This window comes from Flavobacterium sp. FlaQc-52, from assembly GCF_044007495.1.
Taxonomy (GTDB): Bacteria; Bacteroidota; Bacteroidia; order Flavobacteriales; family Flavobacteriaceae; genus Flavobacterium; species Flavobacterium cupriresistens.
This window is the reverse complement of sequence record NZ_JBIPCV010000001.1, coordinates 904,000-921,261: the sequence shown is the minus strand read 5'-3', so window position 1 is coordinate 921,261 and position 17,262 is coordinate 904,000. Positions and strand designations below refer to the sequence as shown.

The 17,262-nt window shown below is 36.9% G+C and carries 8 protein-coding genes; 1 reads left to right on the top strand and 7 read right to left on the bottom strand.

Annotated elements, in window-relative coordinates; genetic code table 11:
- Positions 1-5: 5 nt before the first annotated feature.
- From ACHRV5_RS03625 to ACHRV5_RS03615, 3 genes are all read right to left on the bottom strand, one after another.
- A complete protein-coding gene (locus tag ACHRV5_RS03625; RefSeq protein WP_395425809.1) occupies positions 6-749 on the bottom strand; it encodes a sensor histidine kinase in 744 nt (247 codons plus the stop codon).
- Positions 750-1,094: 345 nt separating this feature from the next.
- Complete coding sequence (locus ACHRV5_RS03620) at positions 1,095-1,844, bottom strand: hypothetical protein (protein WP_395425808.1); 750 nt, start codon at positions 1,842-1,844, stop codon at positions 1,095-1,097.
- 246 nt (positions 1,845-2,090) lie between these two features.
- Positions 2,091-2,543 (bottom strand): hypothetical protein, encoded by a 453-nt coding sequence (locus tag ACHRV5_RS03615; RefSeq protein ID WP_395425807.1) that lies wholly within the window; start codon positions 2,541-2,543, stop codon positions 2,091-2,093.
- Positions 2,544-3,024: 481 nt separating this feature from the next.
- Between ACHRV5_RS03615 and ACHRV5_RS03610 the strand changes: the two genes are divergently transcribed.
- Positions 3,025-5,943: a S8 family serine peptidase gene (locus ACHRV5_RS03610; protein ID WP_395425806.1), complete on the top strand. Its 2,919-nt coding sequence runs from the start codon at positions 3,025-3,027 to the stop codon at positions 5,941-5,943.
- Between the two features lie 145 nt (positions 5,944-6,088).
- Here ACHRV5_RS03610 and ACHRV5_RS03605 read toward each other — a convergent pair whose 3' ends face one another.
- From ACHRV5_RS03605 to ACHRV5_RS03590, 4 genes are all read right to left on the bottom strand, one after another.
- Positions 6,089-9,046 (bottom strand): FAD-binding and (Fe-S)-binding domain-containing protein, encoded by a 2,958-nt coding sequence (locus tag ACHRV5_RS03605; protein WP_395425805.1) that lies wholly within the window; start codon positions 9,044-9,046, stop codon positions 6,089-6,091.
- A gap of 290 nt (positions 9,047-9,336) precedes the next feature.
- Positions 9,337-11,634 carry an aminotransferase class III-fold pyridoxal phosphate-dependent enzyme gene (locus ACHRV5_RS03600; protein ID WP_395425804.1) on the bottom strand — a complete coding sequence of 766 codons (2,298 nt, stop codon included), beginning with the start codon at positions 11,632-11,634 and terminating at the stop codon, positions 9,337-9,339.
- Between the two features lie 817 nt (positions 11,635-12,451).
- Positions 12,452-14,587, bottom strand: a complete 2,136-nt coding sequence (locus ACHRV5_RS03595) for a beta-galactosidase (protein WP_395425803.1) — start codon at positions 14,585-14,587, stop codon at positions 12,452-12,454.
- Between the two features lie 607 nt (positions 14,588-15,194).
- Positions 15,195-17,198, bottom strand: coding sequence for an MGH1-like glycoside hydrolase domain-containing protein (locus ACHRV5_RS03590; protein WP_395425802.1), 2,004 nt, complete (start codon positions 17,196-17,198; stop codon positions 15,195-15,197).
- Positions 17,199-17,262 lie beyond the last annotated feature (64 nt).

Below are 17,262 nucleotides of genomic sequence, written 5' to 3'. Positions count from 1 at the left end.
TGTGGTTAGTTTGAAATTAGAGGTATAGAAACAGAAAAAGTAGTAGCCGTTTTTTCAATTTCGATTTGGTCTTTTGTTAACAGAAAGTATTGCTCTTTTAAGTTCTGTAATGCCCTTCCTGACAAGGTTTTTGAATTGCGTTTTGGTACAATAGTGTTGCTTACCGTGAGTTTAGTATCTCTGTTTATTTTTATACGAATCGGATTTGCCTCTGTTCCTAAATTGTGTTGAATGGCATTTTCTAAAAGCAATTGTAATGTTAACGGTACAATACTTCCGCTTAGATCTAAAGTTTCTGTTTGCAATTGGTAAGCAGTCCCGTATTTGTATTGCATCAGGTTGAAGTATTTTTTAGCAAAAGCATATTCTTCTTCCAAAGCAATTATTTTTTTGTCTGAAACTTGTAAAACATAGCGGTAAATTTCAGCAAACTCATTTAAGAAATCAGAAGCTTGCAGTTGATCTTCTTCAATAAGCTGATCCAGTACATTAAGATTGTTAAACAAAAAATGAGGGTTAAGCTGTGCTTTAAGCCGGTCAATTTTAGTTTCTGCCAAAGCCTGATTGTAAACTATAAGTTGCTTTTGATTTGTTTTGTTTTTTTGATAATAGTAATAAGTCAGAAAAAAACTTCCATAAATAATTGCATCCATTAGTTCCGAAAAGGTTGATAAAAGCAGCGTTTTCTGATTGAAGTTGCGCTCAAATGTATCAAATAGGAGGGCAAGCAGCAGCCCTATAGTTTTCATTGTTGTCAAAAAGACCAACAAGGAGAAGCTGAATATTTTTAATACTTCTTTGAAACTAAAGAGCTCTGATTTTTGCCAGCGTTTGATAAAAAAATAAAGGATCAGGAATAAAACACAGGACGACATAAGCGAAGCTATAGCAGCCTCCGGTGTAAAAATAAACCAGTTTAATTTCTGTCTTATTAAAAAACGGACTTGTATCGATTGTGCGTAAGAGAATAAAAAGACAAACAGTAGAAAATACCGGGCTTGTTTAAGTTGAGATAGCATGTTTTTCATTTTCTATAGACGATGTATCAATACAAAAATAGCATTTCTAATTTTGCAGCACTATTGACCTGAAGTTTATTTGGTTTTATTTTCCGGGAATGAAGCAATGATGGCACCGTTGTCGTCAAAGAAGTCCAATTTGGCTTTGTTTTCTTTATCTACATAAAACATCGCTTTTGGTTTTCCTTTATCATCAAATAAAAAGAGCCCGTTGTTTTGGCTTCTGGATTTTCCGAGCATGACGCGTGTAGCGCCTCCTAACAAGCCTTGTTCTTCATACTCCTTTAGTTTTTTCTCCATTGCCTGTGGATCTTTTTTGCGTAATTCTGCCAGTTCTTGTGTTATTTCAAAGGTTTTCAACTGTGATTCTTTTGCCGGGCGATCGTTAAAAGCAAGAGTGCTGGATACGACTCTTTTGTCTCCCTTAATGTAATCTTGTGTAAGCAATTGCATGACCTGATCACCATCGTATTGGTCGTAGGTAAGTGACAAACCGGCTGAGTGCCCGTTTTCTTTTTTCTGACCGTCATAGATAAAACCGCCGCATTCAATACCTTCTTCATTAAAGAAAAGCATGCCCGAACGTTTTTTTCGCCCTTCATTAGTAGGCCTTTTATTGATGATATCCTTTCCGTTTGGAAAGCGGTCTACATTGGTAATAATCATTTTTACCGTGCCGTCTTTTTCTACAATATTGAGGCGTTCTACATCAATTTCAGTAAATTTTGTATTGCTTTTTTCTTTGAAAGCGGAGCTTGTAAGGACAACCATTCCTAACGAGGTGGCGATAGCGAATGTTCTTAAAAAAACTAATTCTTTATTCATTGTTTTAGTGTTAAAGGGGTGAATTTATAAGACAAAACTATTTGAATAAGAACGGTCCGGCAAAGACAAAACAATAAGCTAAGGAAAAAAAAGGATGAATTAAGTATTTCAGGAAATGAGTTAAAATTGTATGAAAGAAAATCAGCAGAATCTGCGTGAAAAAATCTCTTAACCTAATGCCATTGAGCTAAAGCAGAAAGCCATTCAAATAGTAACAGATTAAAAAAAACTAACAACTTGAATTAGTTAGTTGATGATTGCCAACAGATAAACCCAAACAATAAAAAGGATTTGTAATGGAATCCTAAAATACAAATAAGTCGTTCCGTTTCCGTCAAAAGTCCCTTTTTGATAATCGATCTGTTTAGTAGCGGCGTATATATTAGCCGGAAGTATAAGAATAAAAAACACAATGAGCAGCCAAGCGGTTATTATTCTGATTTGCGGAATTAAGAGTCCGATCGCAGCAGCAATTTCAATGAATCCGGTTAACCAGATAACGACCGTCTTATACGGAATAAAGTCCGGTAACATCATACTCATTCCCTTTGCAAATACAAAATGTGCTATAGCCGTGAACAGTAACATCGCCGACATCGCAATTCGTGCCGCCAATGCAAAATTGTAATCTCCGGAAAGAAGAATAATAGAAACTAAGGAGATCAGAAAAACGCTGATTAATACTAATAGTGGTTTCATATCTTTTAGAAGGAAGGCTTTAGTGCTCCATTCAAAAATATAAAAAATAATTCAGCTTGTATGCTTTTTGGAAAGTAGAAGAGGGAGTAAATAAGATCCTTAGTTCTTTTTAAATGGCGGGTTAATGGATTTAAGTCGAATTGGTTTTCGGTTGATTGTTGTTAGAGAGGTGAAAAGTCAATGTGTTTTAAATCAGGTATTTATACTCTTTTTTGGTTCGTTTTGTTTAACGAGTTTTGTTGTGTTTAATGAATAAATCTTACAAAAATTAGAGTTTTTGTAAATAAAGTTGAACAAGTTTATTTTTCGAATACCAACGGATTACAATAAAACTATTCTTTACTAACCCTTAACCAACTGGAATTATGAAAATCAAAACAAATGTATTTTCTGAATGCTCTGGGATTATGAGTGACAGAAGTCCGCCTTTTTCTTATGAAGAGTTTATGAGAACAAAACAACCCATTAAAACAAAAATCATATGAAAAAATTATACAAATATATGCTCTTTTGCGTATGTGGAATAACGTATTCCCAAACGCAGAATGATATTCAAAAGATTAGGCAAAATTCAAATATAACAGAGCTGGAAGCGCTAAGTAAACAATACAAGAGTGAGTCAGACCGAAATAAGGACCGAGCTTTAAGTCTGGCCAAAACCAATGGCTGGAGTACCACATTTAAAAATAAAGACGGTACTGTGAGTGAATTGATGGGCGTTTCCGCAGATGGTAAACAACCTCTTTATTTTACACCTGAAAACGTAAATGCTGCCAAATCGACCCGTACAAACTTTCTGAATTCAGGCGGTGGTTTGGGACTCAACTTAAATGGACAATCAATGACTGCTTATGTCTGGGACGGTGGAGCCACGCTTCCTACTCACAATGAGTTTGGAGGAAGGGTTTCTATTTCTGATGGTGTTACCACTATCATAACGACCAGTAATAACAGCCAACATGCGAACCATGTTACAGGTACTATTGTTGCAGCTGGTTTAGTCGCCGCTTCAAAAGGAATGGCCAATATGGCAACTGCAAGAACAAATGAATGGAATTCTGATTTAGCTGAGGCTACGACCGCAGCCTCAAACGGAATGTTGCTGTCCAATCATTCCTACGGATGGGGATTAAGAAATTCTGTAGGAACTGTTATAATGGCACCTTGGCGATTTGGAGCGTATGAAACTTTCGCAAGAGACTGGGACAATTTAATGTTTAATGCGCCTTACTATTTGATGATAAAAGCCGCCGGTAACGACGGTACTGACAATACCGCAAATCCGAGTCCGCTGGGAGGGAATCCGAGCTACGATAAATTGACGGGATATGCGACTGCGAAGAATAATTTGGTAATTGCTAATGCCAATGATGCTGTGATCAGTTCAGCCGGAGCCTTAACCAGCGTAACGATTAATACTTCGAGTAGTCAGGGACCAACAGATGATTTAAGAATCAAGCCGGATCTTACCGGAAATGGAACCTCTGTTTATTCTACCGCTACACTTACGTCAGTAATTACGCCATTGACCAATACGAGTTATGGTAATGCAACGGGAACTTCTATGGCATCACCAAACGTTACCGGTACTTTACTTTTATTGCAGCAGCACTACAAAAATCTGAAAGGAAATTTTATGCGTGCGGCAACTTTAAAAGGATTGGCTTTGCATACTGCAGATGATGCCGGACCGACAGGCCCTGACGCTATATTCGGATGGGGTTTGTTAAATGCAAAATTTGCGGCAGAAACTATTACGAAAAATGGAACTTTAGCCATCATTCAGGAACATACCTTACCAAACGGTGGTTCTTATAGTTTTCCGGTAACATCAGATGGAGTAAATCCGTTAATCGCTTCGATATCCTGGACAGATCCTGCCGGAACTGCCAATCCGGGAAGTATTGTAAATGTGGGTACAGCCCGACTTGTAAATGACCTCGACATACGAGTAACAAATACGGCAGGTACAGTTTTCCCTTACAGATTGTTGTCAGCCACAACAAACGGATTGGGAGATAATACCAGAGACCCTTTTGAAAGAATTGCTATTGTAGGCGCTGCAGGTGTCTATACGGTAAAAATTACGCACAAAGGAACGTTGGTGAATAGCAGTCAGAAATATTCTGTAATTGTTACCGGTATCACTTTGCCAATAGCGGATTTATATATCAAAGACAGACCTTTTGATACAGGTTTAGAGCCAAATCCTGATTTAGGTCCAATGTGGATCAGTGATGACATTTGGGTAAGACAAAGTATCGATGCGGGACTTTCACATCAGAACCCTGAGTTTAAATTGAGTTCTCCAAACGGAGTATACATCAGAGTTTATAACAAGGGAACAAGTCCAAGTTCTTCTGCAAAAGTAAGGCTCTATTTTGCAAAAGCGTCATCCGGATTGGTATGGCCTACTAATTTTGTGAACTTTAGTGTCGGAGCAGTAAAACACGGTGATGAGATTGGTGAAGTAAGTATTCCATCAATACCAGTAGGGGGTAGCACTATAGTAATGGTGCCATGGTACCCGCCAAACCCGGCAGATTATACGTATGATCAGCACCATTTCTGCTTAATTGCCAGAATCGAATCTCCAAGAGACCCAATGCCTAATGAAGTCAATGGTGTTGTAATTACTCCAAATGCTAAAAACAATAACAATATTGCCTGGAAGAACCTAAGTGTTTATAATTTAAATACAACCGATTTTGTTCCGCCTACAGCAGTATTTATAAGAGGAGTGAAGTCTAAAACTATTAATATAAGATTTGTAGACAAAGGATTTAATGAAGAGCTTAAAAACAACTTCTTTGAATTAGGGGGAACAATCGTAGCGACACTGGATGACCGTCTTTTTGAAAGAGCGCAAGCAAACGGAAGTCTGAAAGGAGTTCAGATTATTGATAAAAACAAAATTCTGATCACCAACAGAGAAGGTGCAATTGCAAATTTACCGATTGACAATGAGGAAACTTTCGGAATAACATTTGACTTTAAAGTAGCGAAAGATTTCCCTCTGGATCAGCAGATCACATTAGACCTTATTCAGGAAGATGCTCTAAAAGGAGAACTGGAAGGCGGTGAACGTTTTGCCCTTGTAAGAGCCGAAAAACAGGCCAATACCAAAGGAAATGAAATTGCTCTTAAAGAAGCAGCCGAATCTCAATTGTTTACAATTTATCCTAATCCGACAGACGGAGTGTTTAAAATCAGCATTAACAATGAGCAACAGGGAACTTTAAGAATAGTAAGTATTTACAACAGAGTTGTATTTAAAGAAAGAACCGCTAAACAGAGAGATTTTGATGTAAACATTGCGAATCAGGTTCCCGGGGTTTATTTAGTTCAGTTTATTTCAGATAACGGAACAGTAACCACCAGAAAAATAATTAAAAAATAAAATTTAAAATTTTAAAAAGGATTGATAATGAATTGTTCAATTCATTGTTTTGATCAATTTTAATAACAAAAAGAGGCTGTTTTACTTTTGGTAGGACAGTCTTTTTTGTTGTATATTTTTATTTTCAAAGTGAAAAAGGATCAAATTATTTTAAAGCATTATACAATATGCTCACGGGATGTTGTGCATTTCGGTTAGTACCGTCTTTTATTTGATGTCTGCAACTTGTTCCTGATGCCGAGATTAAAGTAGCTTCCTTTTCGGAGCGAATGGAGGGGAACAAAACCAATTCTCCAATTTTCATGGAAATGTCATAATGTTCTTTTTCATAACCAAATGACCCCGCCATACCACAACAACCACTTGGAATATTTAGAACGGTATAGTTTTTCGGAAGCATTAGAATTTTTTTCAAAGGAACTAAAGAAGACAACGCTTTTTGAAAACAATGACCGTGCATGCGTACACGTTCTTCTTTATTTGTAAAACTAGCAGACGATATACGTCCTTCGTCTAATTCACGGGCCAAAAATTCTTCAATAAGTAACGTTCTGCCTGCAAATGTTTTAGCTTTTTCTTTCAATATGCCACGGCATAAATCAGGATATTCATCGCGAAACGATAAGATGGCAGAAGGCTCTATTCCGATTAGAATAGCATTCTCCGGCATTGTTTTTTCAAAAGCCAGTATGTTTTTTTCGGCAATTTCACGGGCTTCTTTTAACATGCCTTTTGACAAATAAGTTCTTCCGCTTATGCCAATTTGTGGAACTATTACTTCATACCCTAAATGGTTTAATAATTGAACAGCCGTTTGACCTATTTCGACATCATAATAGTTTAAAAATTCATCGTTGTACAAATAAACCTGACCGTGGATAAAATTCCCTTTTTGAACGTGTTTTTTAATCCATTTTGCAAAAGTAATTTTATGCATTTGCGGTAGTTGTCTTTCAACCGCAAATCCGGTTGATCTTTTGATGAGGTTACCCAAAAAACCTTTAGTAGATAAATTATAAACCCACGGAACTGTAGCAAAAACAGCATTTATTTTTGGTGTATTTCCAATCAGACTGGAACGAAATTTGACTCCATTTACATCATAGTTTTGTTGTAAGGTTTCCGCTTTTAACTTGGCCATATCAACATTAGAAGGACATTCGGATTTACAACCTTTACAACTCAAACACAAATCGAGTACTTCAAGAAGTTCTTCAGCGTCAAATTTGTTTTCTTTTGTTGAGGTAGTGATGGTTTCTCTGAGCATGTTTGCTCTTGCGCGAGTGGTGTGTTTTTCGTTTCGCGTAGCCATATAACTGGGACACATCGTACCACCACTTTTCTCGGTTTTTCTGCAATCTCCCGAACCATTACACATTTCGGCAGCACGAAGGATACCGTTATGTTCTGAGAAATCAAAGTAAGTTTCCGGCATTGGAGTATCCTGTCCCGGAGTATATCTTAAATTGGTGTCCATTGGAGGCGTGTTCACAATTTTTCCCGGATTAAAAACATTCCAGGGATCCCAGGTGTTTTTAAGTTGGATAAACAGTTGATAAATTTCTTCTCCGAGCATCAATGGAATAAACTCACCACGAAGTCTTCCGTCGCCATGTTCACCGCTAAGTGATCCTTTATATTCTTTTACCAAATGCGCAATGTCTGTGGCTATAGTTCTAAAAAGGGCGGCACCTTCTTTGGTTTTTAAATTGATAATAGGGCGCAGGTGCAATTCACCCGTTGCAGCATGTGCGTAATGAACACAACTTAAATTGCGTTGTTTTAATATCGCATTAAAATCTTCGATAAAGGCTGGCAAATCATTTACATCAACAGCCGTATCTTCAATAACCGCGACTGCTTTTGCGTCTCCGGGTATATTAGACAATAATCCAAGTCCGGCTTTTCGTAAATTCCATACTTTGTTAGTCTCTTCGCCATAAACAATCGGAAAATGGTAGCCTAAGTTTTTAGAACGCATTAAAAGCTCCATTTCTTTGGCTATCGTATCTATTTCTTCTGGTGTATCTCTTAAAAATTCAACCACAAGAATGGCTTGAGGGTCTCCTTCTACAAAAAAACGATTCTTACTTTGTTCCAAATTCTCTTTGGTACATTCCAGTATATAATGATCAATAAGTTCAACACTATCAGGATTGAATTTCAGGGCTTCCAAATTAGCTCTCAAAGAATCGTTAAGACTTTCAAAATGAATGCAGACCAGAGCAGCAAAAGGTTTCAGCGCAGGAACTAAGTTTAGTTTTATAGCGGTAGCAAAGAATAAAGTTCCTTCTGATCCGGCAATTAATTTGCAAAAATTAAACTTCTCATCAGTAGCAGCAAACGGCATACTGTCGACTAATAAATCTAATGCATAACCGGTGTTCCTCCTTGGAATTGATTTTTTAGGGAAATTTTTATCGAATAAATGTCTGTTGGTTTCAGATGATACTACTTCTTTAATTTGAATGTAAATCGATTGCTCTAACGGACTTACCGTATCAATGCCGTTGCATTTATTTTCAAATTCGGTGTTGGTTAATGCTTTGAAAGTGACTTCATTTCCATCAGCCAAAAAGCCCTTTATTTCTAAAAGATGTTCTCTTGTCGAGCCGTAGACAACCGATCTGGCACCACAGGCATTGTTTCCTACCATACCGCCAATCATACAACGATTGCTGGTAGACGTTTCAGGCCCAAAAAAGAGTTGATAGGGTTTCAGATGCAGATTAAGTTCATCACGAATTACACCCGGTTCAACCCATGCGGTTTTATTGATTTCATCCACCGAGATAATTTGGGTGAATTCTTGTGAGATGTCTACAATAATCCCATTACCCACTACCTGACCCGCAAGCGAAGTCCCAGCCGCACGCGGAATCACACTGCTCTTATTTTCGCGTGCAAAAGCAATGATTTTCTGAATGTCTTCCTTTGTTTTAGGAATCGCAACAGCCAACGGCATTTCTTTATAAGCACTTGCATCTGTAGCATATAACAAACGCATGGTATGGTCATAAAATAATTTACCTTCCAATTGTTTTTCTAAATTTTCAAGATGTGAAATTGGTTCCGAAAGCGGATTATTATTACTATTATTCATTTTAATACTTTTTAGGCAAAAGCCTTCTAAAAAATCATTTTCAGGTCAATCCTTAGCACTTAAGAAGGTTTCACAAAGCTTCACAAAGGTTGCACAGAGATTCACAAAGTTTTATGATTCTTTGTGAATCTCTGTGTGGCCTCTGCGAATCTCCGCGGAATTCTTATTCAAATCTTCACAAAACAACCATCCCACACAGAAAAAGAAAAATCCGCACAAATCCACGTTTTCGCATAGCGAATCCGTTTCATTCGTGTGCCAAACTTTTAGCTAATTAGTTCCTTGATTCCTTATAATTCACTCAATGCCTGATCTAATAAAGCAACCATTTCATCTGCATTTTGTTTATTAAAAGGCATAGGAGGCTTTATTTTTAAAACATTATACAAAGGCCCGTCTGTACTCAGTAAATACCCTTTCTCTTTCATTTTTTCTACGACACGATCAATTTCAGATACTGCAGGTTCCATGGTAATTGGGTCTTTGACCATCTCTGCACCAATAAACAAACCATGACCTCTAACATCACTAATAATCGGGTGTTTGGCCATTAAATTTCTTAAACCATCCATTAAATGATTCCCAACTTCGAGAGCATGTTGCTGCATTTCTTCTTCCTGAATTACATCTAAAACTGCCAAACCTGCTGTCATAGATACTGGGTTACCGCCAAAGGTGTTAAAATACTCCAAACCGTTATTGAAGGCATCAGCAATTTCATTAGTAACAATTACTGCTGCCAGCGGATGGCCATTTCCTATAGGTTTTCCTAAGACAACAATATCCGGAACAACATCTTGCAGTTCAAAACCCCAAAAATGATCCCCAATTCTTCCAAAACCAACTTGGACTTCATCGGCAATACAAACGCCTCCTGCAGCTCTGACATATTGATAGGCTGTTTTTAAATAATTCTCAGGAAGCGGAATCTGTCCGCCAACGCCTAAAAGAGTTTCGCAGATAAATACTGCCGGAGCTTTTCCTTCTGTTTTTAAATCTTCGATAATGCGTTGCACATCGGCAGCATATTTTTCACCTGCATTTGCATCCCCGTATTGGTAAGGACCACGATATAAATCGGGATTAATGGCTTTATGTATCCAGGGCATTTTACCAAAACCTCCTTTACTGTCAAATTTGTACGGACTCATTTCCATAGCCACCGTCGAAGTTCCGTGATACGCATGATCTAAAACAATTACATCTTTCTGTTTGGTATAATGACGGCTCATTCGGATGGCAAGGTCATTGGCTTCGCTGCCGGAATTCACAAAATAACAAACACTTAAAGCAGGAGGTAAGGTTGCCGTAAGTTTTTCAGCGTATTCAATAATAGTATCATTTAAATAGCGGGTATTGGTATTTAGCGATGCAATTTGTTTTTGCATTCTTCGAACGACTACCGGATGGCAATGTCCTACGTGTGAAGGGTTATTTACGCAATCCACAAAAGTGCGTCCTTGATCGTCATACAGATATTGCAAAGCGCCTTTTACAATTTTTAGTTTGTCTTTGTAACCAATGCTTAAATTACGACCAATCTTTTCCTGACGGACTTTTAAGAGGTCGCTATAATCGTTTTCTTTAATAATACCTTCAAAACCACAAGCTTTTCTAAAAGTATCCTGCGCTTTAATCGGGTTAATTTTGATAAGCTGATACAATAAATCCCAAGCCGGTCTTTCGGTAATAAAATGATGTTCGTTGTCACTGTCCAAAGAAGCATTGTAAGCCGATTGTGTAACGCTGATGCAAAGTCTTCCGGCTATTAAATAATACAGCAGATCTGTTTCCTGTTCGGTAAGAGGGTAGGCTTTATGGTATCCTGCTACAATTAAAGCCGCACAAGCCAATGGATCTTCCTGATCCAGCATAGCATATGTACAAGCAATCGCAAGATTGTTGATTAGGGTGGTAAAAACCATATCTCCGAAATCAATCAAACCACTTATCTTATCCTCCTGAACAAGTACATTATAATCATTGGCATCATTGTGAATATAAGCATGACGCAATTGATGTATTTTAGGAACAATTTCAGTATCAAACTGCAACAGGAAGTAAGCGGCAATACGCCTTCTCTCATGATTTAAAATGTACTTAAGACCATCGTTTGCTTCACTGGCACGACTAATATCCCAGGTATAGCTGCGATGCATTGCCGGGTGCGAAAAATCCTGAAGTACTTTATCCATATTCCCTAAAAAGGAACCTAGATTATGAAATAACGAATTAGGCTTATGCTCTTTTTCGACCCAAAAAGTACCTTCCAGAAAGTTTAAAATTCTCAGGTAATAGATTTTAGAATCTTTTTCAATTTTGGTTAGTTCTTCTCCTTCTTTATTAAGGCAAAAATGTTGAAACAAATCGGCCATATTGCTTTGGGACAAATGTCTGATAATTTTGACCTGCGCTTCCAAAAAGGGAAAGGAATGACTTTCGTTGGATATTTTTAGAATGTATTTTTCATTTTGATCATTAGACAGAAGAAAGTTTAATTCATCATATCCATTTAATGATTTGACACTAACGTTTAATCCGTAATGTTCCTTTACTAAGGTTTGAATAGCTGCTTCTGAAAAAGTCATTATTTTTAGTATTTATTTTTATATTTCTTTTTAGTGGTCTAGTTAATAACTAAAAGTACACACTTTTGTTTGTTTTTTTGCCACAGATTAAAAGGATTAAAAAGATTTAATTCGTGGAAATTAGTGCAATTATTTAACTGTATAAACTTTAGTCTGTTTAGCCCAAATTACAAACTTGTATCTACTTTTTTTGCCACAGATTAAAAGAATTAAAAAGATTTAATCTGTGGGAATCAGTGTAATCTGTGGCATTATTCATTTACATAAGTTTTAGTCTGTCAAGCTCAAATTACACACTTTTGCCTACTTTTTTTCACGCAGATTTAGCAGATCTAGCAGATTTTTTTATCGTTTCTTTTACGGAAATCTCCAAGATCTGCAAAATCTGCGTGCTATTTTTATTCTGTCAAAACTAAATTATAAACTTGTACCTACTTTTTTTGCCACAGATTAAAAGGATTAAAAAGATTTAATCTGTGAGAATCAGTGTAATCTGTGTCATTATTCATTTGCATAATTTTTAGTCTATCAAGCTCAAATTACACAATTTCGCCTACTTTTTTTCACGCAGATTTAGCAGATTTTTTTATCACTTCTTTTGCGGAAATCTCCAAGATCTGCAAAATCTGCGTGCTGTTTTTATTTTGTCAAAACCAAATTACAAACTTGTACCTAATTTTTTTGCCACAGATTAAAAGAATTAGAAAGATTTAATCTGTAGGAATCAGTGTAATCTGTGGCAAGAAAATAATTCGTGCCAATTAGTGAAATTCGTGGCAAAAGATCAGGATAATCAAAAGACCCTGAGAGTAATAGTTTATTTCCAAATTACCGCTTGTGCAGGTAATAACGGGTTTTGTCCAACCAGTATTTTACTGCCTTGCGGAATAGGTAAATTAACAGGTTCATTAGTATAATTTACACCCACATAAAAACCATCTCTCCATTCGATAAAAACACCTTTTGGTAAATTTTCAATAGCAACATTGGCACGAGTGTACATCGTACGAACAATTTCTCTTTCTAAGTTACCGTCATTGCTTTCAACACCAACGTAGGTAATTGTTCCTTTGCCTAATTTTCGAGTTACTGCTGCGGCTTTTCCTTTATAAAATTGATCTTCATAAGTCGCCAGAACTTCTGTTCCTTGTTTGGGTGTAAGCACATCTGCCCAAGTATTCCATTGAAAAGTAGTGTTTCCTGCTTTTACAACTCCATTCACATCCGAAACCAGCATATCGAAGAAATCCACGTCAGCACCTATTAGCGGTACGATTGGTGCACCCCAGTTGGCTTCAAAAAAATGTCCGTTTTTGTCTTTTTGTCCGGTACGGCAAGATAAGATTAGGTGACCTCCATTTTCAACATATTTTTGCCATTTGGCAACTAATTTTTGATCAATAAGCTGATAAGCCGGAGCGACGATAAACGGATAATCAGCAAAATTGTCTGCTTCGGTAATAAAGTCCATCGGAGCTCCCGTAGATTTAATAGCAGCCGTATAGGTATTTCTATGTTTCCAGGTATTCCAGAATTTCGTTTGTTTTTGGTTTTCTAAATCCCAAAGGTTATCATGACTCCATAAGAAACCGGTCTTTCTTTTTACAAGATTTTGAGGCAATACGGCTTTAGGATCGTACGCTTTACGCAACAATTTCATGTCTTGTATCGATTCAACAAATTCCTTACCACCTTGTGAAAGTGTAACGCCATCTGTACCCACAATGCCATCATGGTACATTTCACTACTTCCCAGCGGATGTCTGTATCGGTAGGTGCAAGTAAAAGAACAATTACCGCCAAAAGCCTGAGAAAGCCACATGTGCACGGTTCCCGGTAATAACTGCGGATTAATGCCCGCCCAGTTTACCTGTCCCGGTTGCAGTTCCATAACACCGGTTACACCAGTTATGGAGCGGTAATAATCGTTGGCTTCTGAAATTTTGCTTGGAGACCCCATTCTAAAACTCTGACCACCCAACTGATTCTGACCGCTTACGGGATACATGGTGTAGGTAATGAAATCCATTTTGTCGGCACTCCTTGGGTTAGCATCATAAATTACATTGGTGAAATTGGTAGTGATCCATTGTTTCGGATCAATGTATTTTCTAAGTATTTCGGCTTGTCTGTTCAGATACTCGGCTTGTGCGTCTGAGGTAAATCGTTTGAAATCCAAAACCGCATGTGGACTTAATTTGTCTTCAAAATAAATCTCGGCATTAGGCAAAATTATTTGTTCGAAATTGGAATAACGCGTACTCCAAAAACTACCGACCCATTCGGTATTTAATTTTTCGATGGTTCCATATTTAGCTTTTAACCAAACTTGAAAAGCTTTGCGGGCAGAAGGACTAAAATCGGCTGTTGCCAAAGGCTCATTATCGATTTGCCAACCCATAATGTTTTTGTTTTTTCCATATCGTTTTCCCAATTCAGCAACAATCTGATCGGTAAATTCGCGGTATTTTTCATTCGTTACCGATACATTGGCTCTGTTGCCATGTTCTCTGCGACGGCCATTAGCATCAGTAAGATAGATCTCCGGATATTTGTCGCCCATCCATGCCGGAGGCGTTGGTGTCGGGGTACAAAGAATTACTTTTAAACCTTCTTTTTCGGCTATTGCCAAGGCATCATCAAGCCATTTAAAATCATATTTTCCCTGTTCAGGTTCCATATAAGTCCAGGCAAATTCGGCGAAATGGGTGAACTCAAAACCTAATTTTTTAATGTTTTTTAAGTCGCGTTCCCATTGCTCCCTTGGCCATTGTTCGGGATAATAATAAACACCAATCTGCATTAAATCAGATTTGGTGAAAAAACGTTTTGGATCTGCTTTCTCTGTTTGTGGAGTTTTCTTTTCCTGTGCAACTAAAGAAACAGAAAAGCCACCCGACAGCAGTACTATTGATGCTATAAACTTGGTTAATCTCGAATTGTAATGCTTCATTTCTTAATTGGTTTTATCAATTTTTATAGTGTTGAATTATCATGAGGACGCAAAATTTTAAACCATATAAGTTATTTAAGAAAATATAAGCTTTGTTTTAAATGAACTTACATTACTTACATGGTTTAACTATTTATTATTGCTTCTGCACATGCTTCATTTCTTACTTGGTTTCATTAATTTTTATGGTGTTGAATTATCATGAGGATGCAAAATTTTAAACCATATAAGTTATTTAAGAAAATATAAGCTTTGTTTTAAATGAACTTACATTACTTATATGGTTTAACTATTTATTATTGCTTCTGCACATGCTTCATTTCTTAATTGGTTTCTCAATTTTTATATTGTTGATTAGGTTTGGACGCGGATTGTACGGATTCACTATCGTGAAGACGCGGATAAAAACGGATTTTTTTAATTTGTTTTATCTATGTTTCTTTCTTGACCTACAAGCTGCTGACTGCTATCGAGTCTTTGTTTAAATGCAAATGAATTTAAGCAAAGAAATAAACCCATTTTAAATAAAAAAAAATCCGTTTTTATCCGCGTTTGTGCGCCAGCACACCCGCATAATCCGCGTCCCATTCTATGTGTTCTTCAACCCCTAATCATTTAAAAGTAAAAGTAAATAATGTGCCGCTGACCAGCTAAAATTTTCCGATTCTAAACCTTTTCCGGTAATAGGATGGTAATTTTCGCGAATCGATTTTCCTTTCTCAAAAGCGCCTTCTGCATTGTGAATAAGTTTGTTTGAAAGCTGATTGGCTTCGTTCACATATCCATATTTTCGTAAACCATCAATTCCGAAATAACTTTGATCGAGCCAGATTGGACCTCTCCAATACCCATTATCCGGTTTGAATTTTGATTGATTTGCGGCTAAAGTCGGCAAAGGAACAAACGTGTTAAAAGATAATGGATCTAATAAGTTGTTTTTTATAGCTTTTGCCTGCTCGCTGGTTGCAGCTTCTACCCAAAGTGGTAAATAACCTTCGCAACCCATATCTTTTATAAAATTCTTGCCATCAATTGTAGTATCGTAAAACCAACCTGAACTGGCGTCCCAAAATTGGGTCTGAATCTGATTTTTTAATTGCTCACTTTCTGTCTTCCAATTTTTCTCGTCGTCAGCCAATTTTAAAACGTTAGCCATCATAGCCAAATAGTTTTTTTCGGCATATAAAAAAGAATTTAAATCAACACTTTCCTGATCCATTGAATACGCATTTTCACCGTTTTTAAGTATTTTACTATTGTCAAAACGTACGGCGTTATCCATACCACTTTCCCATTTTCCGGCAATTAAAGTACCGTCTGTTGAACCAAATTCGCAAAGACCATCCTGATCATGATCGCGATCTTTATACCACCACGCATGGTATTTTTTCAACTTTGGATAAAATTCTTTTATGAAATCAACATCTTTAGTCTGTTTGTAAATTTCCCAAACCGCCCAAGCGGCAAGAGGAGATTTTGTATTTCTGTAATTGTTAGGTTCAATGGAAGTATCTCTGTAAATACAATCCGGGATAAAACCATTTGGTGACTGATAATCAAATAAAGCACGCATTTGGTTTTTGGCTAATTCGGGCGCAAAATGAGCTGCCGCTGCCGCATGTTTCCAACTGTCCCATGCCCAGAAACCATGAAACCATTCGTAATGATAACTCGGAAATATACCTTCGTGTTTTAATCCTTCGGCCGCAATTCGGCTGTTGTTTTGTAAAGTAAGAACCAGTTTGGCTAGGAAAACAGAATAATCGGTTCCTTTATATATTGATTTCTTTTTCGAAATTAACTGAGACAGTTGCTTTTCTTTCTCTCGTTTTGTATTTTCTAAAAGCGTATTAAATTTTATTTTTGAGAGATCTTCCTTTTCTTTTTTCCAATCGTATTGTGGAAAAACATAGGTTTGAGAAACTACAATTTCCTTAGTTTCATTAGGTTTTAAAGTAAGTTCAGCAGTTTTGGCAGCGAAACCTTCTTTTGTGATTTCGATGGTACTTTTTGCGCTAAGAAATTGAACATGTCCAATAGCATTGCTTTTTGAAGAAACGATTTTGATCGCATTCTCTTCCGCTGAAAACTGTAGATTATCCAGATATATTTTAGAATAATATGCAGGAGTAAGTGTTATTGTTTTTGATGATCGATTTTTGATTGTTGTTTTTTGAATGGCAGATTGACCGGATGAAAATACTAGTTGTTGGATTACCTCCAGTTGATCGTTTTGAAATTGTTGTTCTAAATGACTGTTATAACTATTTTGTTGTACTAAAGCTGTTTTCCAATCGATAAGTTCTTGTTGTTTTTCATCGATTAGATGTAAAGAAATAAAAGAAGCACTTAGCCAGACTCCGTTTTGCTCTGTCATTAAAAAAGGGCCTGAGAATCCACCCTGAGCTACGGCGGGTTCCAAAAAGCCGAATCCAAACCAGGCTCCTTTATCAGAAAAAGCGAGTGATTTTCGATCGGTTGCATTTTTAGGGTCTCCTTTGTAATCCAGACTGTTTTTACTGGCTTCTAAGTTGGTGTATTTATTTTGAGCAAAAGTACTCTGCATCATTAAAAAGAACAAAAAAATAGAAAATGCTTCTTTTTTGGACATGATATTTAATTTATTTGATGTTTTGAAATAATTACCCTGAAAGAGTTTTGTACTGCTTTCAGGG